Below are 21,715 nucleotides of genomic sequence, written 5' to 3'. Positions count from 1 at the left end.
CTATCACTGTACGCAGTTTAGGCCAGCTAATTGGGGGATGCCGGCGTGCGAGCTACGCGCAAATTTTAGTGATGGAGGGAAGGTCAATGAGCACCTATCGACGGCTTAACAAAACCCTGTTGTGGGTCTTGGTGATTGCGTTTTCGATTTTGATTGCGGGCGGCCTGCTGATTTTTAAGAATGAAGCGCCGCGGCCAACGAAAATCGTTAGCCAAAATGGGACGACGTTAGTGACCAAGCAACAGTTAATTTCGGGACAAGCAGTCTACGAAAAATATGGGCTTACCGATTACGGGAGCTATTTGGGAAATGGGACTTATTTTGGCCCGGACTACACGGCCCAGGCCTTACACGTTTATATTCAGGGGATGTACCAATACTACGGCAACAAGCAGTATGGCAAGTCCTTTAAAGCCTTGAATGCCGAGCAACAATCCGGAATCAAGGGCAAGGTCAAAGAGGAAATTCGTCACAATCGCTACAATCCAAAGACGGATGAATTAACGCTGACGACCGCACAGACCGCGGGGTTAAACCATTTAACTCGCTATTATCGGCATCAATTACGTAATAACCCGCGGCAGGCTGGGATGCCAGAAAATATGATTCGCAACAACACGGATGATTTCATGCAACGGGGCGACAAGATCGACCAGCTGACGTTCTTCTTCTTCTGGGGCGCCTGGTTATCGTCGACCAATCGACCGGGGCAAACGTATTCCTACACCAATAATTGGCCGTATGACCTCGAGGCTGGCAACATCATGACCAGTGACGCGATGGTCTGGACGGCGTTGTCCGTGGCCTTACTGGTCGCCGGCGTCGGTGTGGTCATCTACTTTTACAAGAAGTACCACTTTGACATGGAATACACGCTAGATTACGACAAAATTGGCGCCATCAAGACGGATGAACCGATCACGCCGTCACAACGTAAGGCCGCCAAGTACTTCCTGATCGTCATGGGGATGTTCTTCATTCAGGTCCTCTTGGGCGAGCTGCTGGCGCACTACTACGTGGAGAACGGATTCTTCGGCATTCCACTGCAAAATATTTGGCCGTTTAACCTGGCGAAGACCTGGCACTTGCAGCTGGTCATCTTCTGGGTGGCCACGGCTTGGCTGGCGACGGGGATCTACATCACGCCGCGGGTCTTGGGCCGCGAACCCAAACGGCAAGGCTTCTTGGTGGATACGTTATTTTACGCACTGCTCATCGTGGTAGCCGGCTCAATGCTGGGTGAATGGGGCTCCACGTTAGGCATCATCAACAGCAAGTGGTGGCTGTTTGGTCACTACGGCTGGGAATATGCGGAAATGGGTAAGTTTTGGCAGATTCTATTTATCTTGGGCATGGTTCTGTGGGTCATCATCCTGTGTCGGGGGTTCTTACCGGCCATCAAGATCAAGAAGAACCTGGACCGTTCGCGCCTGTTACAGCTGTTGCTGAGCGGGTCGATCGCGATTCCGGCCTTCTACCTGGCCTCACTGTTTATCCTGCCAAATTCACACGTGACCTTCGCCGATTACTGGCGGTGGTGGATCGTCCATCTCTGGGTCGAAGGGATCTTTGAATCCTTCGCCGTGATCTTGATTGGGTACTTACTGGTCGATATGAAATTAACGACCATCAAATCAACCATCCGCGCCCTGTACTTCCAGTTGATCCTGTTGCTGGGGACCGGGGTTGTCGGCATGGGGCACCACTACTTCTGGGAAGGTGACCACTCCATTTGGTTGGCTCTCGGATCGTGCTTCTCCGCGCTGGAAGTTATCCCGCTGTGTCTGTTGGTCTGGGAAGCTTACACGCACTACAAGGTCTACCGCGACAGTCAATTGGAATTCCCATACAAGGGGACCTTCATGTTCCTGGTCTCGACCGGGTTGTGGAACGCGTTGGGTGCCGGGGCCTTAGGGTTCCTGATCAACGCGCCAGCCATCAACTTCTTCGAACACGGGACGCAATGGACCTCGGCTCACGCCCACGCCTCAATGGCTGGGGTGTACGGCTTCTTCTCGATTGCCATCATGCTCTTTGCGATGCGGCACCTGACCAAGCCGGAATTCTGGACGGCCAAGGTCGAAAAATGGGTCAAATGGGCTTGCTGGTTATTTAACATCGGTCTGGCCGGCATGGTCTTCATTACCTTGATGCCAATGGGCTTCCTGCAATTAAAGGACGCCCTGGACTTCGGGTACTGGCATGCCCGGCAAATGAGCTTCTACAAGGAACCGATCATTCAGGGCTTAACGATTGCCCGGTCGGTCCCAGATCTCATCTTCACGGCCGGCGTGGTCGTCATCGGCGTCATCTTCTTGCGCGCCATGTTCCACCTGAAGCCAGCCTCTAAGAAAATCAATCCAGTGGACTACGATATTAAGTAGATTGTCGTAAATTGACGAAACCAGGTGCCTGCGTCAGTTAGGGGTTCCGCCTGCTCTGGGGAACGGTTTCCGCCTGAGAAGCGGGCTTGCACCTCGCTGGCGCCACCCCTAACTGTCTCCGGAAGATTGCGGATAGCCATCAGGTTGGTTTAGGCCGCATTCACTGAGAGTGAGGTTCATGGTGGCGACTGGGCTTGCAGGTAGTAGTCAATCTGGAATAGGTAAATTAAAAACGCCTGACGATTCACACCGATTCGGTGCGAGTTGTCAGGCGTTTTGTGGTTGGTAATTTATGGCCAATGATGGCGATGCAAGCTGGTAGCCAGTGGAGTTGAACGCATTATCACGTGATTCAGCAGTCATGGCGACGCTGATCAAGACCGGAAGCAAGCGACTCACTACTAGCAACGACAAACGAACTAACGTTGCCTTCACCCACCACCGTAGCCGGGAGTTCGCTAGATAGGCGTTCAGCTGTGGGAGTTCCCTTGGCGGCACGATTCACGCCGCTTAGGGAACTTATGACTTGAAGGCACAGGCTACCGGATTCAATCCAGTAGCTATCCGAGACCGCTTTTCGACTCGGCCCCTCGTCAAATCTAACGACCAGGAGGCACAATATCCACAACGGCTAACGAACTAACGTCGCCACCAACCACCACCGTAGCCGGGAGTTCGCTAGATAGGCGTTCAGCTGTGGGAGTTCCCTTAGCGGCATGATTCACGCCGCTTAGGGAACTGGCGTCTTTGAGACGTGGGTCCCGGCTCAAAGCGAGGCGGCGAGACCGCAATTTGGCTCGCCCCGTCCGCCCTCAGCGTTCCAACGCCTATCTAGCGAACGGTAAGGCGGCCAGCCAAGCGGCCGTAACCAATTGTAAGGCGACCACTTAGTCGATTGCCGCTTTGATTTGCTCGATGCGGTCGTACAAGACACCGTCGCGCAGGCCAGCGTTGGAGAAGGTGATCTGCTGCGAATCCAACAGCCGCATCAGTAGGGCGACTGGAATCAGTCCACCGATGATGATGTCGGCCCGATCTTTGGACAACCCCGGCACCTTCTTGCGTTCGGCCAGGTTAAGGCCCAACAATTGGGTCAACGTGTTGTACACGTCGGTGGCGGTCAGCTTGTAGCCGTGCACGTCTTCTGAATTCAAGAAGTTCTTGTTGCGCCGGTTGATCTTGGCCAGCGTCCGGTTGGCACCGCCTAGCCCAATCACGGGCAGATTTGCCGCTTCTCGTAGCCACCAAACGTCGTTGAAGACATTGTTGACGAACGTCATGGCCGCAAAGAGGGAGTCGGCTTGAACCTTGTCGCTTTCCAAATAGGCTTGTGAGAGCGTCACAGACCCCAACGGAATGGAGACCACGTGTTTCATTTGCCGGTTTTGGACCAAAATCAATTCGGACGAGCCACCGCCGGTATCGACCAGCAAGCCGTTGATGATGGGCAGGGTGTGGACCACGCCCACGTAATCGTAACGGGCTTCGGTCGCGCCCGAGATGACGTCAAAGTCCAGATCGAACTTTTCTTTGACCTGCTTTAAGAAGGCTTTTTGGTTTGTGGCTTGGCGTACCGCCGCTGTGGCCACGGCCACGATGTGGGGGTCGGTCAGTTGGTCATAGGTTTCCTTGAAGTCGGCCAGGGCCGCTAAGGTGCGCTCGATGGCTGCCGGTTGGAGAATCTGTTCGGTGCCCATATTTTCGGACAGCCGGACGTAACGTTTCTCTTCGGCGACGGTCTTGTGGTTACCGGCCTCGTCGATTTCACTGACGGTCATGCGGACTGAGTTGGAGCCCAAGTCGATGACAACTAAATTTTCCATTTATTCTTAACTCCGATCGATTGGGGATTCAGGCTGGTTTTTCGGACTCAGCATGGGTTTGAACTGCCGCGGGGCATTGCTGTCGTGAGGCTGGTGCGTGGCGTTGGCCTTGATCTTGGCCGTTGCTTGCGCCATGAAGGTCTCTTGGGCGTCCAGCGGTTCCAGCCCCCGCCGGTCGACGCGCCCATAGGTACGGTCGGCCAGCAGAACCCGTGTCTTGACGTTATCATGCCAGAGCGTGGCAAAAATGTCAAAGACCCGTTGCCGCAGGTCATCTTGCAGGATAGGGAAGAGCAGTTCGACCCGCCGGTTTAAGTTCCGCGTCATCAGGTCGGCGCTGGACAGATACAGTTGCGGGTCACCGGCGTTGGCAAATGCGTAGATCCGGCTGTGCTCCAGGAAACGGCCCACGATGGAGTGGACTTCGATATTTTCACTGACACCCGGGATGCCAACGTTTAAGCAGCAGATGCCCCGGACAATCAGCTTGATTTTGACGCCCGCCGCGGAGGCTTCGTAGAGCTTGGCAATCATGGCGGAGTCGGACAGTGAGTTCATCTTCATTTCGATCCAAGCATCCTGGCCGTTTTGGGCGTGGGTAATTTCTTGGTCGATTTTAGACACGATGAAGTTGCGGATGCCATCGGGTGACATGTGCAACTGGTGGAAATATGGCGGTTCGGAGTAGCCAGACAACATGTTGAAAATGTTGGAGGCGTCGATGCCCATGTCCGTGTTGGTCGTCATCAACCCCAAGTCGGTGTAGAAGTGGGCGGTGACGTCGTTGTAGTTCCCAGTTCCCATGTGCATGTAGCGCCGAATGCCGTCGGGTTCCCGCCGGACGATCAGCGTCAACTTGCAGTGGGTCTTGAGACCAATCAGGCCGTAGATCACGTGGCAGCCCATCTTTTCCAATTGTTGGGCCCAGTGGACGTTGTTTTCCTCGTCAAACCGCGCCTTGACTTCGACCAGTACCGTGACTTGCTTGCCGTTTTGGGCGGCGTTGCCCAGGTACTTGATGATCGGTGAATTCGAGGAGACCCGGTAGAGCGTCATCTTGATGGCCAAGACCCCGTCGTCACAGGCGGCCTGCCGAATCAGTTCGGTGACCCCCGCAAAGCTGTCGAAGGGGTGGTGGACCAAGACGTCGTGTTGCCGAATCGTTTGGAAAATGTCGTCATCGTGTTGCAGGCCTGGCGTCCGCGCGGAGGTGAAGGCCGGATAGCTTTCGTCATCGTGGCCGCTGATCTGCTTGACGAACTTGCTGAGGTAGGTCAAATCGATGGGACCGCCGATTTCGTAGACCGCGTAGTCAGCGATTTCCACGGAGGTCGTCAGCCGGTGTCGTAAGGATTGACTGATGCCGGCTTCAACTTCCATCCGGACAGCGCGTCCGTGTTCCCGCTTCTTAAGTTGTTGTTCGACTTCCTTCAAGAGGTCGGACGTATCTTCCTCGGCGACATCCAAGTCCATGTCCCGGATGACCCGATAGTTCGCGGCCTCCTTGACCTGGTAGCCGATGAAGAGGTTGCCGATAAAGGTCTTGATGATGTCTTCGAGCATGATGAAGCTGTTGTCGGCGCCGGGCAGGCGGACTGTCCGCGGGAAGATATCGGGCACTTGCACGGTGGCGAAGCGCTTGTCCTTCTTGTCGCCGTTCTTGTACAGCCGCAGGGCGATGTTCAAGGTGTTGTTACCAATGAACGGAAATGGCCGCGAGCTGTCGACCGCCATGGGCGTTAGGGCCGGTGAGATTTCGTCATTAAAATACTTTTCGATAAACCGCGTCTGTTGCGGCGTCAATTCCGCCGGCGTGAGGACGTGGATATCCAGGTTGTTGAGCGCGGGAATCAACATCCGATTTAGGGTGGAATACTGCTTGATGACCTGGTCGTGGGCCTTGGCGTTGACCGCTAGAAGTTGATCTTCGGCCGTCATGCCGGAAGCATCCGGTTTCGGGTAGTTGACCGCCGCTAATTTGGACAGCGAGGCGACCCGCACCATGAAGAATTCATCAACGTTACTTTGGGTAATACCCAAAAACCGCACCCGTTCCAGTAAGGGGTTGGCCTTGTCACGGGCTTCTTCTAAGACCCGGTCGTTAAAGTCTAGCCAGCTCAGCTCCCGGTTGGTGTAGTACTTAGGCTTGGTAAAATCTACTGTCATTATTTATGCAACCTCCTCTGTTTCAATACCGGTTGTAAGCCGAAAACGTCCGCGAAGAAATCAGCCTTGTAGTTAAAGGCCCAGCGAATGAGGGACAATTCGTCATCGCTGAAGACGGTAATAATCACTTTATTGGTCCGCACAGAAACGGAAATCCGTTGAATCGTCTGCTGGTGGGCATCGTCTAGGGCGTCCGCAATCCGTAAAATGGCGGATAACTTGGCAACGACCAGGCGTTTTTCACTGTCGAGTTGGCGGAAATGGGCCAGGTCCTCGGCTGGCGTCCGGGTGCTATGGTACCGCGACACGGCGGCAATGATCTGCGTTTCTTCGGTGGATAACCCCAACATTTCCGATTGCTTGATGACGTAGTCGGAGTGTAAGTAGTGTTCGTGCGTGTCGATGAAGCCCCCGATGTCGTGGACGATGGCGGCGACTTGTAACAAGAGCCGGTCACGTGGCGTCAAATGGTGCAGCGGCTTGAGCTGATCGAACAGGTGTAGGGCAAAACGCCGAACCAGATTCATATGGTTGGGTTCGACCCGGTAACGCCGGGCCAGATCATCGGCGGCGGCTAAAATCTGCTTTTCAAAATGGTGTTTGTGATAGCCGGCCACGATACCTTGGTTGGTCGTCAATCCGTCCAATACGTTTAGGTTGACCAAGTGAAGCTTTTCGGCGTGAACGACGGTCAACAGCTTCTTGATCAGCAAGACGATGGGCAGGACAATTTCCACGTTTTCTTCGGTCAGGTGCAGGCGTTCCATCAAATATTGGTTGGAGGCGCCACTGACGTCGTCACAGAAACGGTTGAATTCCTTGATCGACAGGTTGTAGCTGGTGTCACCCTTGGGGATGAAATAGGCGTTCAACGGGGCTGCGCCAACCAGCATGACCTGGTTAGGGACCGTTTGCATTTCATCAGGCAAGAAGCGGTAAAAGTCGTCGACCTTGCTGTTGATGTAGTCGTCGAGCACGTCGACGGGGTTGGGCGCCGTTGCCCGGAGGTTTTGGAGCACCTCTTTGATGCGGACCGGCCCCAGCTTCATGTTGTGCGACGCCACCAGTTCGCCATGTTCAAAGAACGACAGGGTGGTGCTCCCGGAATTCAAGCCGATGATGGCCGCGTGGTCCTTGACCAAGTGGCGATAGCGGTCCAGCTTCAACGTGATGGCCTCGTTGCGGACAAAGGATTCTTCGCCTAGCGAGAGCCATTCGATGTGTAGGCCCGTCCGCACGTACAGTTGGTCACGGATGAATTCCGCGTTCGGCGCGGTGGAAAGGGCTTGCGAGCCCCAAAGTTTATAGTGGGTCACGCCGTAGTCCTTTAAGATTTGCAGAAATCCGCGCAGAGCTTCGACGGCATCGCCGACAGTTTCGAAACTGATTTCTTCATGGTTGTAAATATTTTCCCCGATGGCGACGGTCGATTTTACCCGTTCAGCTTGGGTGCCGGTCCGCAGATTCACGATCGACAATTCGATGCTGGAAACATTGACGAGCATTGCGCCAAAATAGTCATCAGCCATAAACTTCATCTACTTTCTACTAAAATTAGTTAATGTAACTGGTTGGATTGTTCGCGGTTACTTGGATGGTGCTGGCCGCCTTACCGCTCGCTAGATAGGCGTTGGAACGCTGAGGGCGGACGGGGCGAGCCAAAGGGCGGTCTCGCCGCCTCGCTTTGAGCCGTAACCCACGTCTCAAAGACGCCAGTTCCCTAAGCGTCGTAACCCGCGTCGCTAAGGGAACTCCCACAGCTGAACGCCTATCTAGCGAGCTCTCGGCTACGGTTGTGCTTGGCAATAACCGATCATTTAGTTTGTAGGCGTTGTCAGTCATGTTGTCAAAAGTGTGTTAATGGTGGGTGTTGCGAGCAACCTGATTAGTCAACTTGTTTTCCGGATTAGCCACGGTTAATTCATTTTGTTCAGCTAATTAATCATGATACCAGAACTGGTCTGGACCAGGGGGTGAAAGTCAAAATTCGTTGCCGAGCCGTTGAAATTTGATTTCGCCGTCATGAACGCCCTCAGTCAGTGAAGACCTGATTGTCCATGATGACGCGTTCCAGGTGCTTTTCCGTGCGCTGACTTTCCGGCGGTAAGGTGAGGTAGTCCCCATAAAGCCGTTGTAAAATTTTATCATAGTTACGGGGGACTTGAACAGTTAACTGCTCGAATGGTACGGGGATAAGGTCAGTTAACTCCTTAACGTCATAAATTTCCTTATCGTAAGCGTATTGGGAAGCTAGGTTTTTGACCTGCGGCAACTGGACGTCGTCTTGATACTGGGTCATGACGGCCTCGCGTTGGTTCTTCAGGTCGGTCGCCGCGGCGATTTGCTGACCGGTGAGGGGACTTTGAAGCTTGCGCAAGGGGTTGTCGACCAGGTGGTAACGCAACTGGAGCAGCAGGCGGGTGTTGAGCAGCTGAAACTTGCCGAGTTGCTCACGCTGGGCGCCGGTCTCGAGCGGGATGCGGTCCAACGGGAAGATGTCAATGAAAATACCTTTGCGCGCATTGTTAACGTTATTTTTCTCCTCAATGTAAGTGTTGCGGTCGAGCAGCTTGGCGTAGCTCAACGCGTAGTTTTGGTCGCTGGCCGGCGTTTGTAAGAAGTAGTGCGTGTTTGCCAGCGCTGCGGGGGCTTGGGCGATAAACCGGTCGTAGTCGGCGCGCAGCAAGCCCACGTCCACGTCGTCATCCCAGGGGATGAAGCCCTGGTGACGAATGGCGCCGAGCAGGGAGCCTCCCATCAAAAAGTAGGGGAGGTCTAGCTCCTGGCAGAGCTGAGTGAACTGGGTCAGGTTGCCCAGCTCAACTTGATGGATTCGGTCAATTAAGCGCGGCATAAGCAGGTCCTTTCTTCGGTAAAATTTGGGTGGTGCGGGGAAAGCACTAGTTCTTGGCGACAGTATGGGGCTGGTCGCCTTACCGTCCGTCAAATATGGGACTGGAACGCGGTGGGCGGACCGTTTCGAGCCTGAAAAACGGTCTCGAAACTCGCTTTGAGCCGAGAACCCCGTCTCAAAGACGCCAGTTCCCTAAGCGCCGTGGTTCGTGGCACTAAGGGAACTCCCACGGCTGAGCCCATATTTGACGGACTCTCGGCTATGGTGGCGGTTGCCAGAACCGTGGGTTTCGCCCGGACGGTGGTTTTGACGGTACTGTTAGCCGTGGCTTTACACGTAGCAAGTTGGTTTGGTGACAGCGGCTGAGCTGGCCGCCTTACCGTCTGCTAGAGATGAGTTGGCCCACTGAGGGCGGACGGGCCGAGCCAAAGTGCGGTCTCGACACCTCGCTTTGAGCCGAAGAACCCGTCTCAAAGACGCCAGTTTCCTAAGCGCCGTAACCCGCGCCGCTAAGGAAACTCCCACAGTTGAACTCATCTCTAGCGGACTCTCGGCTACGGTAGTGGTTGCCAGAACCGTGGGTTTCGCCCGGATGGTGGTTTTGACGGTACTGTTAGCCATGACCTGACATGCGACGGCTTCATCCACCACCCGCTACGGTAGACACTGTCAGCGACGATTGGACTGACTGGATAATACCAAGCCACCCGCTTGATTGCCACCACCGTTGAATCAATGGCTGACCACCGAACTAAACGAGTTGTCACCAATACGTGTCCCGTAGCCGAGAGTGGAGCGAAATCTAGGTTCAGCCGGGGAATTTGCCAGTGGTTTTTACTGGCAAATTGGTGACTTTGAGACGCGCTTTTTCGGCTCAAAGCAAGGCCTGAGACCGGCCTTTGGCTCAGGCCGTCCTCCCCCAGCGTTCCAACCTAGATTTCGCGCAACGGTAGGCGGCCAGTGCGCGTGATGTAGCAAGTACCTTAACTCAAGGAATAATGGCTCTGGTGAATCGTGTGGCTATGCGTGTCTTGGAAAATCACGGTCACCGGTTTCGTGGACTTGGGCTCGAAGGTTGCCAAGCCATGAATCGTTTGCCCCGCTTTGACTGGCATCACGGTCCGGTTTAACTTGTTGTTGTCGCTGGTCTGGCTGGTAGTGAAGGACAGGTTGCCGGTCGTGAGCTTCTTGCCGCTTTGCGTGGCACTGACCGCGGATTGCCAGAGGTCCACAGGGACGACGGCCTTGTTTTGGTGATTGGTGAAGGTGTAGTACAACACGAACAGTTGGCGGTTAGCCGTGGCACTGGCGGTCACTTCCGAGCCGGTCAGTTTAAACGTGGTCTGATCAATCGTGAACGTCTGATTGCGAAAAGTCGCGGTGGGCGCCGACTGGCTGCTGGCGTGCTGCGATTGTGACGCATGACTAACCGCCACCGATGATGAGTGGTGCCGTGCCGGCTCCTGTTGGCTGCTCGGCTGTTTTTGCGCTGCCCCACAACCGCCCAACAACAAGAGACTGCCGAGCACCGCAAGTAATTTAACGCGTGACATGAAAAACTCCCCCTAAGCATTTGATGAAAGTCGTCGGTCCCAGAAGTAAAGAATCCCTAAAAATTGGGGGACGAACGGTCAAATTTGACCGCACCGGCGACAACAGACGGTACAATAGAAACAGGTCCTTGTGCGCAGTGACTCGCCACCAAAATTTGCGGCACTGCGGTGACGATGGACGTGCGGTGAATACCAGTCTGCCTTTGCCTCTATTCTAGCATAGGACGAGGGCAACCAGCGCTTAATCACCCAGGAAAAAGACTGGTATTTGCCAAGCGTAAATGCTAATATAAAAATCGTATTTTGAGAAATGTAGGTGGATAATCATGGCTGAAGCAGAAGAGCCGCTGTTGGACGCGTTTATTGATGTCTATATGAGTTCATTAAAGTATTTGGATGAGTTTGTTTCCGAACCAGCCAAAGCGTATCACTTGTCTTTTGAGCAGTACTTGATTTTGCGGGAGATTACACGCAACGATCACGTGACCTTGATGGATATTGCCAGTAAACGGCAGGTCACGCGCAGCGCCATCTCTCGGCAGATCAAGGTGCTGTTGAAGCAAGGATACCTCCAGCAGCAGCCCGATGAAAATGATCGCCGTCGGTTGTATCTGTTAGCGACACCGGCGGGCACGAAGGCGGAAAAGGCGATTCGCGCACGAATCAACCGTCGCTTTCAGGGCTGGGTCGACGTTTATGGTGATAAACGGGCGCACGAGATTTTGCATTTTATTCAAGAATTCAGCCAGATTACGCGCATGAAAAAGTAATCTGAAGTGTCACCCCCAAAAAGACTTGCGGGGGGAGAGGGAGAATGAAGAATGAGCAAAAAGCGCATGAGTGACGAAGAGGCAAAGCGCTGGCGCAAGATTGTCTTCATGGATGATGGCCACGATGAGAAGCGGTCACCACGCCAATCACGATCGTACGTGTACGGGGAACCGGCGAAACGATCCTGGTGGGAACGGTTGACGCGGCATTTCGGCCGGCGCTAAATAAAAATGACTCACACGAACCGACGACTAATCGGCTGGATGTGAGTCATTTTTTTAATCATTTTGAATGGGTTCCACCGGCGTGAATTCCTTGACCAGTTCGACCTTGACGTTGTCGCTGCCACTCAAGAGCTTGGCCACGGGGCACCGGCGTTCGGCCAGGTCGACCATGGATTCGGCGGTTGCTTGGTCGACGCCAGGGATGCGCACCTGCGCGGTCACGTAAAATTGCAGACCGCGGGTGTCACGCGCCATCTCAACAATGGTGTGGACCTGCGAGGTGTGGGGCAAATCGCGCCGCTGTTCAATGGCTTCCAGGGTAGCGTTCAAACAGGTGCTCAGAGCCAACCCAACAAATTGTTCGGGATTGGCGCCGGGCCGGTCATTTTCCGGACTACTGGTTAGGGCATCTAGGCCGCCCGGAACGTAGGAATGGCTCTCCAAACCGTCATCATTAATGGCAACGGTCCGGTAGCGGGGTGGGAACTTACTGCGATCAATGGCCAAAAGACATCAACTTCTTTCGTTAAACTTACTTTTAGACTACGCCGTTTACGGGAAAAACACAATTAAAATGTAAGGGCTTCCGGTAAAACCAAACCAATAACGGTCAACTGATTAAACAGTTGCGTCCATCACAAGCCAGCCGTAGTGACAAACGTTTGCACAAATCGGCTATACCAATTATAGATTAAATAGTCTGCCATTCGGAATATTCGAACCTTGTGAGATTGTGAAAAGACTGCTAGTTCAACCAATCAGCGTAAACGGTTTTATGTAAAAGTTTTGTAATAAATGGCGGTTAGGGGTAGACCACATAACTAATTATGTTTATAATGTAGTCAATTAGTAAGTGATAACTGACACTGGCGAACAAGTTTGGGGGGAGCCAAATGTTAAACGAAGAGGTTTTAGATGAACGCAAACGGTTTCAGATGATCACTTGGCGCGCCAAACAGCACGGGGCCCAGGTGGTTGAGAAGCAGATGATGCAACAGTTTACGGCAACGATTGCGGAACAACAAGAGATTTTAGCGGCGGCTCGGCGCCCACAAACACCAGCGGTTAGTTAGTCAACTGGGGCTACCGAAGCGGTTTTGGACAACTATCTGCCCGCCCGTGATACGCTATGGCGGGTTAGGGGGCTAAATTATGAAGCATCCGAAGATTTATTACATCTATTACTTAGCAGGCTGGTTGTTTATTGGTTTGATGGCGGTGGTCATCGTCCACATGATCCAACTGTGGATCACCGCAAGCAGTATGTAAAAACGTGCGTCAGTAGGTGGTTAGCCGGCTTAAGCGTCGGCCACCTGCTGGCGCACGTTTTGGTTAGTGACTGAAGGTTGAAAGAAGGAGATCAGTCAACTCATGACGTTAGAATTAGTCGTTGACCGCGTCATAGCGAAAACTAGCCGTCTACCGTTCGCCAAATAGGGGTTGGAACGCTAGGATGGACGGGTCGAACCCTAAAATTAATTGGTTAGGGACTAGTCGTTTCAAAAACGCCTTTTAGACACAAAAAAGCTAGTTACGTTTGGACGCAACCAGCAGAATAGAAGTATGTGTACGGCTTCAACGGTGTTAATAATGGCTAAATGTCAATTAACTCCTCCAACGATTGAAGTCCCGTGGCAGGTTCTCACCTGAATATGTAACTACATTATAACGTTGCCGCGGGCTGCTGTAAACCACAAATTTAAAGATTCACTTAAACTAATTGTGTTAGTAAAACGATAAATGTCACTAGTGCCGGCATTCCTTGCAGCCAAAAAATTGACTTTTTTACGGTCAGGCTACCATAAATGGCAACAATCACAATGTAAACCAGTAGTAGGGCCGTCGTGATCAAACGGGCCCGACCGGTTAACACCCACTGGCTGGCGAGAATCACCACGGCCAGCATCCCGTTATAAATCCCCATGTTTCCCAGGGCGGCTTTGGCCGGGGCTTGGTGGACAAAACTCAGCGGCATGCCAAACGTCTTGGCTTGTTGCTCGGGCTTACCAAATATCTCCATTGCCATGATGCCCAAGTGCTCAATGGCGACAAAATAAATTAAGAATGTTAAAATTATAATCATTATAATTGCCTTCTTTATGATTGGTTAGTATAGTGGGAATGGATAATGATATGTTGATATATCGATTATGACCAATAATCTTTCAAACTTTAAGCTAATTTTTAGTTTGGCGTGTAGAATAATTAGTGAGGATTAAATTTAGCAAAGAAACTTGAGTCATTCACGGGGAGAATGGCGTCACAATAGCTTTTGCGAAAAATGAAATGGAGGAATTACCCATGAGACTCCTAGACTTAAGTGGACAACAATTCGGCAGACTGACGGTTATTCGTCGTGACGGCACTGCGAAGAACGGGAATGCGACTTGGCTGTGCAAGTGTAACTGTGGCAACCTGGTAACGGTTGATAGTTACCGGTTACGGCATGGCATCACGGTCAGCTGCGGCTGCTATCGGCGAGATGTCAGCAAGGCCCGGCTTACCCAAGATCCCCGGACGAAGAAACAAATTGGTAACGCGATGAACTTACCATTAGTGAATGGGAGTAACGTTGCTGCGCTGACAAAGATTAGTTCACGGAACATTTCCGGTGTTATCGGTGTCAGCTTCGACAAACGTTCTGGTAAGTGGGCAGCACGTCTATTTTACCACGGTCGCTACATTTTAAACCAGACCTTTACCGACTTTTACGATGCTGTTGCGGCGCGCAAGCAAGCGGAACTGCAACTGGCCAAGAAAAACAACTTACAACAACTCGACGCCTCCGCTGAAGGCTAATCAGCAAATTGCACCAGCACAGAAATAGAAGCCAAACCGGTCGTTCCCCGCATTGTGGGAACGACTTTTTTGGTTGGTGTAGAAATATTGAAAAAGGTGTTGACGCTTCCCCGCATCAATCGGTATGCTGGCAGAGAACGGGTTGTGCTACCGGCAACTAGTGAAGACGGAAGCCTGCGTCAGGCTAGGGTGGGGCCTGCTATGGGGAACGCCTCCAGCCTGAGGAGCGGTCTTCCGGCTCGCTTGAAAGCCTGGCAAAAGCGGCCAGTCTCTCAAGTCGTCCCGCGCTGTAACCTGGCAAACGACGCCAGGTAACACCGCCGACACAGCTGGCTCCACCCTGGCTGCCTCCGGCAAGGTAGCGTCTATCAGCAACACTGTGTTTAAAGACTAGTCGTCAATGCAACTACTATTTGGGGTTAAGGTGACTGTTACAGGCGCAAGCACATCTTAGCCGAGTGTTCGCCAAATAGGGGGTCAGCCGCTAAAAAGAGTGGGCCAACAGGCGGTTGGTGCTAGGCGGATAATCCCGGGCCTGGATTATTTGCCTAGCAGTGTTAAGCGGAACCAGTTGCCTGTTGGCGCACGTTTCGGCCATGTGGCGGATATAGGCGTGTTCTTAGGCTCAAAACGCGGTCGAGGCCGCCCTTGGGCTCGGTCCGTCCCCCCGCGTTCCAGCGCCTATTCGCGGAACGATGGGCGGCCAGCCCACTCAACGTAAAGTAATCAGTTTCAGAATTAACTAGAGAAAGCATTTGGAGGGGAAGCGTGCCATGAATTATCGAGAAGAAGCAGATTCGTTAGGAACGGTCAAGGTGCCTGCCGATGCGTTGTGGGGTGCCCAAACGGAACGGAGTCGTCACAACTTTACCACGGGGCCACTGATGCCCTTGCCCGTGATTCGGGCGTTGCTCCAGTTGAAACGAGCAGCCGCCATCGCTAACCGGGACCTGGGCGAGGTGGCCGAAGCCAAGGCGACGTTGATCGTCCGGGCGGCGGAGGCCTTGTTGGCGTTGCCGGATGACCAATTGCAGGCGGATTTTCCGCTCCACGTTTATCAGACCGGGTCGGGAACGCAGACCAACATGAACGTCAACGAGGTGATCGCCCATCAGACGCAAAAATTAAATCCAACCAGTGGCGTCTTGCCCAATGATGACGTCAATCATGGGCAAAGCTCTAACGACACGTTCCCCACGGCCATGGCCATTACCGCCACGTTGGCCCTGCAGCCGCTCATGACGGCAGTCCAACAGCTGATCGACGAGCTGACGGCCAAGCAACGGGAATTTTGGCACGTAGTCAAGATTGGTCGAACGCATCTCCAAGACGCCACACCCCTGACGTTTGGCCAGGAAATCAGTGGCTGGGTCAGCACGTTGACGCACGACCTGGCCTACCTGAAAGAACTGGCTCCCACGCTACTGGAGCTGCCGATTGGCGGCACGGCGGTCGGGACCGGCCTCAACGCCGCACCGGGATTTGCGGCCGAGGTAGCGGCGCAGTTGGCCGACGTTTACGACCAGCCATTTACCGCCAAGACCAATAAGTTCTTCGGTCTGGCGGCGCATTCCGGGTTAAATGTGGTCCACGGTGCGCTGAAGACGCTGGCCAGTGACCTACTGAAGATTGCCAACGACGTGCGTTTCCTGGCAAGTGGGCCGCGAGCCGGCTACGGTGAACTCAACATTCCCGCCAACGAGCCGGGGTCGTCCATCATGCCGGGCAAGGTCAATCCGACCCAGGCCGAGGCGCTGACCATGGCGGCGACGCGGGTGCTGGGCAATGACGTGACCATCAGTGTGGCGGCATCGCAGGGCAATTTTGAAATGAACGTGTACAAGCCCGTGTTGATTGCGACCTTCCTGGAATCAGCCGACCTGTTGACCGGCACGGTGACTGGATTCACGACCAAAATGATTCACGGTCTGACCGTCAATGCTGACCGGATGGCGACGTTGGTCGACCAGTCACTGATGACGGTGACCGCGCTGTCTCCCCACATTGGCTACCACGCCAGCGCGCTGATCGCCCAAGCCGCCGACCAACACGGCTGGACGTTGCGGGAGGCGGCGTTGAATTCCGGCCAGGTCACGGCAGCGCAATTTGACGCCTGGGTCGACCCGTTGGCCATGACCAATGTCGACCGACCGGAATAGCAAGAGTGGGACGACAGGCGGTTATCAGCCTTAAGCGGAACCAGCTGCCTGTTGGCGCACGTTTCGGCAACCTAAGGGTAATGCACTAAAGTGGACGGATCTCCCAGTCTGAAATTTTTATTAAAAACTATTGACATTTCTCTAATCAAAGTCTAATCTTATGGACAAGTTCATAAAGTGCGTTGATGAAGACGAGTAGATTTGGACCGGCCTGACAAGCGACTCCCGTTTGGTGTGAGGGGAGACAGGCCCCCTGATCGAAAATCACTTCGGAGCAAAACGGTGAAGAAACTCGTAACCGCGTTGGTGGCACCCATTATCGTGCAAACGGATTGCTGCGGCAGTCCGCGAAGCGACGACTGATTTTCGGTCGTAAATAAGGTGGTACCGCGCAGTTAGCGCCCTTAACAGAAGGTAAATTCTGTTGAGGGCGCTTTTTTTCACCAAACTTAAGGACTGGCTGACAATTTTTAGGTTTGGAGGGATTTGAATGGGTAAGAAATTGGGATTTGGTGTATTGGGATTGTTGGTGCTGGGCACGTTGGCCGGGTGCCAGTCTGGCAAACAGGCAACCAATCAAAATAAGGCGTTGAACGTGACCATGCCGGCAGAGCTGCAGACGGCGGACCCGAACAAGGCGACAGATGCGTATTCGTTTTACATGATGAAGCAGACCACCGAGGGCCTCTATCGGCAAAACAACAACGGGAAGGTGGTCCCCGCCATTGCGACCAAGGTCGTGACCCCGACCAATCACGGGAAGACCTACACCTTTACGCTGCGCCACGATGCCAAGTGGAGCAATGGCGACCAGGTGACCGCCCAAGATTTCGTCACGTCCTTCCGTCGTCAGGTCGATCCGACGACCAAGGCGCAGTACGCCAATCGCTTCGCCACCTTCACCAACTACGCGGCCGTACAAAAGGGGACCAAACAGCCCTCGGCACTGGGGGTCAAGGCACTGGGCAAATACAAGCTGCGGGTGACCCTGAGTCGACAGAACCCGTCGTTTAATTACGAAGCCGCCACGGAATATTTGCCAGTCAACCGCCATTTGGTGAAAAAATACGGTTCTAAATACGGGACCAACTCCAGTCGCGTCGCTGCCAACGGCCCGTACGTGTTGAAACGCTGGAATGGGACCAAGGATACCTGGGAGTACGTCAAGAACAATCGTTATTACGACGCTAAGCAAGTGAAAATCAAGCGGGTCAACGTCCAGGTCGTCAAGACGGATTCGACGGCTGAAAAATTATTCGCCGCGGGCAAGGTCCAAGAGACCAAGATCGGCGGCACGACCGTTACCGGGACGGCCAACAACACCCAACTGAAAAAGCAGATGCGCAAGACGTTGACCACTGCCGTTTCCATCCAGTACTTCAACACCAAGACCAAATTGGGCGGCAACCAGAATTTCCGGACCGCTGCCAGTCTGGCCATCAACCGTAAAGAGTTAACGACCAAGGTCAACCAAGATGGTTCGGTGCCGTTGAAGAACATGGTTGCCCAAGGTGTGGCTAAGGATCCCAACAATGGCAAGGACTTTGCCGTCAGCACCGGAAATTATACCCGCTATGACGCCGCGAAGGCCCGCCGGTTGTGGCGCAAGGCCCGCGCAGAGTTGGGCGGCGGCAATTTCAAGATCACGCTACTGACGAACGATTCGGATGGGTCCAAGAACGTCGCCGAGTACATCCAAAGTCAGTGGGAAAAGACCATGCCGGGGCTGACCGTTACCATCTCGTCGATGCCGCTGACCCAGCAGATCAACAAGATGTTCAAGGGCAACTTCGACGTGTCGACCTTTGGCTGGACCGGGGATGAACCGGATCCGACGACCGACCTCGACCTGTTCATGAAGGGCAATTCCATCAACTTCTCAAATTACGTCGATCAGAAATATAACCGGCTGATGTTGGCCGCGCAAACGGAGACCAACGCCAAGAAGCGCTTTGCCCTGTTGAAAGCCGCCAGTCAACGTCTGTCCAAGCTGGGCGTCTTCAACCCACTGTACCAGCAGGCGCAAGTCAACCTGGTCAGCGACAAGGTTGGGGGGATCAAGTACACCACGTTCAGCACCGCCGCCCAATACCGGTATGCTTACTGGAAATAGCGTGGCCAAACGACACATGGGTCGCACTGGCCGCCTTGCCGTTCGCTAGAGATGGGTTGGAACGCTGAGGGCGCCGGTCCAAGCCAAAGAGCGGTCTTGGCTCGTCCCGTCCGCCCCAGCGTTCCAACCCAACGGTAGGCGACCCGTCCGCATCGTGTGGCTGTAACCAACTATTTTTGATGCCATGAGTCGCATGCTAACAGTAGCGCCAGCTGATTTTCATTTTCATTCTTTACTCACCATACGCAAAAAGCCGCGGCCAACCGGGATTAACCAGTCGGTCGCGGCTTTTTTACCGAAAGTGATGACACCTTCAGTCACTGTTTGGTGAGGCTTAAGGAATCACGTAGAAGCTAGGTGTGAAGTAGGTTTGGCTGAAGACACCGATGCCATCAGTGGGGTTCTGTGCGGCGACGTAAGTGCCATCTCCGAGCGACAGGCCATCGTGATAAGGGTTGCTTTCGGAGCCCCAGAATAAGATGGCGCCGGCGGGTGCGTTGGCGACGTCATAGTGGTGTGTGCCTAATGCGGCTTGTTGCGTGGTGGTCCGGGCGCTGAGGCCGAGAGCGTATTGCACTAAGCCGGAGCAGTCAAAGCCTGCGGTGGTGTTGCCACCGTAAACGTAAGGGGTGCCGCTGTTGGCAATGGCCAGCGCGGTAGCGACCCCGTTACCACCAGCGACTTGACTACCGGTGCTGGTCGTCGCAGTCGTGGTCGTGGTAGCGGTGTGTTGGTAGCTGGTGTTGCTGCTAGTCTGGTAACTCGTATTGGTCGTGGTTGGGGTGGTCGTTGCGGCCGTCTGCGTGGTTTGCGTTTGCGCCGGTTGTTGGCTCGTCGCCATGTGGGCAGAAGCGGTCGTGCTGGTTCCGGCTAAGAACAGGGCGCCGGCAGCTAAGGTACTGATTAAAAAGCGAGTTTGCGTTTTGATAAGTGTCACTCCATCATCTAAGTATTTATTGCGGACAGCAGTTGGCCGTCACAACATCTTCGAGTATAGCGGGAAAAGGTTGCGGGGCTGTATCACTGCGTTAACAGATTAAGACAGTTCGGTAACGCCAGATGTCAGCGGCGACAAATTTTTAAATTAGCGAAAAGATGATACCCTCAGTCGCTAAGGGGGATATGTATTGGCTAAAGGAAAGGGCCGCTAGTTGCGGGCTGGTGGTCCTTGCGACTAACAAATGTTAGTGTTCCTTCCGCTGACGGAGATCCAGGTAACCAATGCTAAGACTAGCGCCTAACAGGCACAGTCCCAGAATGGCTAACCCGTTTTGAGAGTGTTCATTAGTTTGTGGCAAGGTCTTGGCTGACTTTGTCGTGCCAGTAGCAGGGGTCGCATTAGCTTGCCCAGCTGTTGCTTGGTTAGCACCCGCGTACATTTGCGCTTGGCGAGGTGCCGTGGTGGAAGCGGCCGTGTGATGCATGGTCGTCGTTGCACTAGGCTGCGTGGCAGTTGCGGCTTGACCAGATTGAGTTGGTTGATAACCATTGTCATTAGCGGTCCCATTTTGTTCAGGGTAACTGCTGCCAGTTGTCGTGCTGTTGCCAGTTGTGGTGTTGTTGCCAGTTGTGGTGTGATTACCATTGGTCGATGGTTCTTGTGTCGTTACGTGGTTGTTGGACCCATCAGGAATGTTGGGTTCAGTGACGCCAGGGGTAACTTGGCCCGGATGGCCAGGATAGGTGACACCAGGCACTTCTTCTTCCTCGTTGTCCTCGTTAGGATGTTCTGGATGTTCAACACCGGGTGCTTGCGGATATTCTGTGCCAGGGTTGGTACCAGGATGTTCCGTGCCGGGTTGTTCAGTCCCAGGTTGTTCAGTCCCAGGTTCTTCAACCCCAGGTGCTTCGGTGCCAGGATGTTCAGTTCCGGGTTCGTCAACGCCAGGCGTTTCGGTGCCAGGTTCTTCAGTCCCAGGTTGTTCCGTGCCGGGTTCTTCGGTGCCAGGCTCTTCAGTCCCAGGCTCTTCAGTCCCAGGTTCTTCAACGCCAGGTTCTTCAGTCCCGGGTTCTTCAGTCCCAGGTTCCTCGGTGCCAGGTTCTTCAGTGCCAGGCTCTTCGCTATCGCCGCCATCAGCGGGGTTCTCTGGGTCAGGTTCATCGACACCAGGTGCTTCGGGTTCACCGAAGTCTTCACCAGCACCGGCAACGAACAGACGGATAAAGCCTTTCCGCATGATAGTCGTGTTGGAGAAGGTGCTGTTAAAGGTGACGATACCGACGTGAGAATCCTTCTTAATAGTGGCTTGCCCGAAGGAAACGCCTAAGATGGCCGACATTGGGAATGAGTCATCCGCTGGAACACGAACGTTTTGTGGGACATAGAAGTACATGATGTCACCACTGTCGATCTTGATCCAGTTATCAATCGACAACTTGTACTTAACGAAATAATTTAAATTGCGGGGCAAAACGGCGTCGTGTGAATAGACTTTTCCGCTTTTGTCCACGATGGTTGCGTCGCTGGCGTTCGCACCGTGTACGTCGATGACTTTGGCTTGACCGACGATCGGGTGCGCGAATAAGAAGAAGCCAACCAAACTAGCGGCGGCCAGTAAACTTAAACGCCAAAATTTCTTCATGATACATACCTCCTATCGAGATTTCTCTCTCTCTCAGCACCTATAAACTAACATGTTTATAGGCTAGACAGTTAGTCAGACGGTTCGTTCGTTAACTGGTTGAACATTGTGTTTTGCTTGATTTACCGGGGTTTGCCAGCCGAGTGATGACGGGGGTCAATGACTGATTCACAAATGAGTGGACTTTTGGTGAAAAATGTGCGCACATGATGATTTTAAACGCCGCTAATCAAGTGATCCAATCGGTCGTGCGTTAAACAGTGCGATGCAACGACTAATGGCACTTC

The 21,715-nt window shown here is 53.6% G+C and carries 16 protein-coding genes and 1 other annotated feature; of the genes, 7 read left to right on the top strand and 9 right to left on the bottom strand.

Annotation, left to right across the window (positions count from 1 at the left end; all coding sequences use genetic code 11):
- Positions 1 to 86 precede the first annotated feature (86 nt).
- Positions 87 to 2,384, top strand: a complete 2,298-nt coding sequence (locus tag EGT51_RS03400; protein WP_135367401.1) for a nitric-oxide reductase large subunit — start codon at positions 87 to 89, stop codon at positions 2,382 to 2,384.
- Between the two features lie 887 nt (positions 2,385 to 3,271).
- On the opposite strand, the gene ppx is transcribed toward EGT51_RS03400, so the two are convergent.
- The 5 genes from ppx to EGT51_RS03375 form a co-directional block, all read right to left on the bottom strand.
- On the bottom strand, positions 3,272 to 4,207 hold the full coding sequence (gene ppx, locus EGT51_RS03395) for an exopolyphosphatase (protein WP_135367400.1): 936 nt from the start codon (positions 4,205 to 4,207) through the stop codon (positions 3,272 to 3,274).
- 6 nt (positions 4,208 to 4,213) lie between these two features.
- Positions 4,214 to 6,373, bottom strand: a complete 2,160-nt coding sequence (locus EGT51_RS03390) for an RNA degradosome polyphosphate kinase (RefSeq protein ID WP_135367399.1) — start codon at positions 6,371 to 6,373, stop codon at positions 4,214 to 4,216.
- A complete protein-coding gene (locus EGT51_RS03385) occupies positions 6,373 to 7,902 on the bottom strand; it encodes a Ppx/GppA phosphatase family protein (protein ID WP_167850133.1) in 1,530 nt (509 codons plus the stop codon). The genes EGT51_RS03390 and EGT51_RS03385 overlap by 1 nt, the downstream gene beginning before the upstream one ends.
- 503 nt (positions 7,903 to 8,405) lie before the next feature.
- Positions 8,406 to 9,227: a LicD family protein gene (locus EGT51_RS03380; RefSeq protein WP_135367397.1), complete on the bottom strand. Its 822-nt coding sequence runs from the start codon at positions 9,225 to 9,227 to the stop codon at positions 8,406 to 8,408.
- Positions 9,228 to 10,210: 983 nt separating this feature from the next.
- The gene (locus tag EGT51_RS03375) at positions 10,211 to 10,780 is read right to left on the bottom strand and encodes a DUF5067 domain-containing protein (RefSeq protein WP_135367396.1); all 570 of its coding nucleotides are present in this window, start codon (positions 10,778 to 10,780) and stop codon (positions 10,211 to 10,213) included.
- A 326-nt stretch (positions 10,781 to 11,106) separates the two neighbouring features.
- Here EGT51_RS03375 and EGT51_RS03370 point away from each other — a divergent pair, with 326 nt between their 5' ends.
- On the top strand, positions 11,107 to 11,550 hold the full coding sequence (locus EGT51_RS03370) for a MarR family winged helix-turn-helix transcriptional regulator (RefSeq protein ID WP_135367395.1): 444 nt from the start codon (positions 11,107 to 11,109) through the stop codon (positions 11,548 to 11,550).
- Positions 11,551 to 11,601: 51 nt separating this feature from the next.
- Positions 11,602 to 11,775, top strand: a complete 174-nt coding sequence (locus EGT51_RS12905) for a hypothetical protein (protein ID WP_167850132.1) — start codon at positions 11,602 to 11,604, stop codon at positions 11,773 to 11,775.
- Between the two features lie 54 nt (positions 11,776 to 11,829).
- Here the strand turns inward: EGT51_RS12905 and EGT51_RS03365 are convergent, their stop codons facing one another.
- Positions 11,830 to 12,282 carry an OsmC family protein gene (locus EGT51_RS03365; protein WP_135367394.1) on the bottom strand — a complete coding sequence of 151 codons (453 nt, stop codon included), beginning with the start codon at positions 12,280 to 12,282 and terminating at the stop codon, positions 11,830 to 11,832.
- Positions 12,283 to 12,668: 386 nt separating this feature from the next.
- Here EGT51_RS03365 and EGT51_RS03360 point away from each other — a divergent pair, with 386 nt between their 5' ends.
- The gene (locus EGT51_RS03360; RefSeq protein WP_135367393.1) at positions 12,669 to 12,848 is read left to right on the top strand and encodes a hypothetical protein; all 180 of its coding nucleotides are present in this window, start codon (positions 12,669 to 12,671) and stop codon (positions 12,846 to 12,848) included.
- 638 nt (positions 12,849 to 13,486) lie between these two features.
- On the opposite strand, the gene EGT51_RS03355 is transcribed toward EGT51_RS03360, so the two are convergent.
- Entirely contained in the window at positions 13,487 to 13,858 is a 372-nt protein-coding gene (locus EGT51_RS03355) for a DUF1304 domain-containing protein (protein ID WP_135367392.1), read from the bottom strand.
- Between the two features lie 218 nt (positions 13,859 to 14,076).
- On the opposite strand from EGT51_RS03355, the gene EGT51_RS03350 reads away from it, so the two are divergent.
- From EGT51_RS03350 to EGT51_RS03340, 3 genes are all read left to right on the top strand, one after another.
- Positions 14,077 to 14,574, top strand: a complete 498-nt coding sequence (locus tag EGT51_RS03350) for an alcohol dehydrogenase (RefSeq protein WP_135367391.1) — start codon at positions 14,077 to 14,079, stop codon at positions 14,572 to 14,574.
- Positions 14,575 to 15,347: 773 nt separating this feature from the next.
- A complete protein-coding gene (locus EGT51_RS03345) occupies positions 15,348 to 16,733 on the top strand; it encodes a class II fumarate hydratase (protein WP_135367390.1) in 1,386 nt (461 codons plus the stop codon).
- Positions 16,734 to 16,906: 173 nt separating this feature from the next.
- Positions 16,907 to 17,142, top strand: a binding site (T-box leader).
- An 81-nt stretch (positions 17,143 to 17,223) separates the two neighbouring features.
- Positions 17,224 to 18,846 (top strand): peptide ABC transporter substrate-binding protein, encoded by a 1,623-nt coding sequence (locus EGT51_RS03340; protein WP_135367389.1) that lies wholly within the window; start codon positions 17,224 to 17,226, stop codon positions 18,844 to 18,846.
- A 334-nt stretch (positions 18,847 to 19,180) separates the two neighbouring features.
- Here EGT51_RS03340 and EGT51_RS03335 read toward each other — a convergent pair whose 3' ends face one another.
- Together EGT51_RS03335 and EGT51_RS13120 are read right to left on the bottom strand one after the other, a co-directional pair.
- On the bottom strand, positions 19,181 to 19,783 hold the full coding sequence (locus EGT51_RS03335) for an NlpC/P60 family protein (RefSeq protein ID WP_225428676.1): 603 nt from the start codon (positions 19,781 to 19,783) through the stop codon (positions 19,181 to 19,183).
- Between the two features lie 247 nt (positions 19,784 to 20,030).
- Positions 20,031 to 21,428 carry an LPXTG cell wall anchor domain-containing protein gene (locus EGT51_RS13120; RefSeq protein WP_135367388.1) on the bottom strand — a complete coding sequence of 466 codons (1,398 nt, stop codon included), beginning with the start codon at positions 21,426 to 21,428 and terminating at the stop codon, positions 20,031 to 20,033.
- Positions 21,429 to 21,715 lie beyond the last annotated feature (287 nt).

Origin of the sequence: Levilactobacillus suantsaiihabitans, from assembly GCF_004745505.1 — a bacterium.
Taxonomy (GTDB): domain Bacteria; phylum Bacillota; class Bacilli; order Lactobacillales; family Lactobacillaceae; genus Levilactobacillus; species Levilactobacillus suantsaiihabitans.
The sequence above is the reverse complement of the archived record's forward strand: the minus strand, read 5'-3'. Positions and strand labels throughout refer to the sequence as shown.

What these genes read in the sequence shown, in the direction of transcription:
- EGT51_RS03355 (WP_135367392.1), bottom strand. Translation starts at nt 13,858, where the DNA reads ATGATTATAATTTTAACATTCTTAATTTATTTTGTCGCCATTGAGCAC.
- EGT51_RS03375 (WP_135367396.1), bottom strand. Translation starts at nt 10,780, where the DNA reads ATGTCACGCGTTAAATTACTTGCGGTGCTCGGCAGTCTCTTGTTGTTG.
- EGT51_RS03390 (WP_135367399.1), bottom strand. Translation starts at nt 6,373, where the DNA reads ATGACAGTAGATTTTACCAAGCCTAAGTACTACACCAACCGGGAGCTG.
- EGT51_RS03400 (WP_135367401.1), top strand. Translation starts at nt 87, where the DNA reads ATGAGCACCTATCGACGGCTTAACAAAACCCTGTTGTGGGTCTTGGTG.
- EGT51_RS03380 (WP_135367397.1), bottom strand. Translation starts at nt 9,227, where the DNA reads ATGCCGCGCTTAATTGACCGAATCCATCAAGTTGAGCTGGGCAACCTG.
- EGT51_RS03370 (WP_135367395.1), top strand. Translation starts at nt 11,107, where the DNA reads ATGGCTGAAGCAGAAGAGCCGCTGTTGGACGCGTTTATTGATGTCTAT.
- EGT51_RS13120 (WP_135367388.1), bottom strand. Translation starts at nt 21,428, where the DNA reads ATGAAGAAATTTTGGCGTTTAAGTTTACTGGCCGCCGCTAGTTTGGTT.
- EGT51_RS03360 (WP_135367393.1), top strand. Translation starts at nt 12,669, where the DNA reads ATGTTAAACGAAGAGGTTTTAGATGAACGCAAACGGTTTCAGATGATC.
- EGT51_RS03385 (WP_167850133.1), bottom strand. Translation starts at nt 7,902, where the DNA reads ATGGCTGATGACTATTTTGGCGCAATGCTCGTCAATGTTTCCAGCATC.
- EGT51_RS03345 (WP_135367390.1), top strand. Translation starts at nt 15,348, where the DNA reads ATGAATTATCGAGAAGAAGCAGATTCGTTAGGAACGGTCAAGGTGCCT.
- EGT51_RS03340 (WP_135367389.1), top strand. Translation starts at nt 17,224, where the DNA reads ATGGGTAAGAAATTGGGATTTGGTGTATTGGGATTGTTGGTGCTGGGC.
- EGT51_RS12905 (WP_167850132.1), top strand. Translation starts at nt 11,602, where the DNA reads ATGAGCAAAAAGCGCATGAGTGACGAAGAGGCAAAGCGCTGGCGCAAG.
- ppx (WP_135367400.1), bottom strand. Translation starts at nt 4,207, where the DNA reads ATGGAAAATTTAGTTGTCATCGACTTGGGCTCCAACTCAGTCCGCATG.
- EGT51_RS03350 (WP_135367391.1), top strand. Translation starts at nt 14,077, where the DNA reads ATGAGACTCCTAGACTTAAGTGGACAACAATTCGGCAGACTGACGGTT.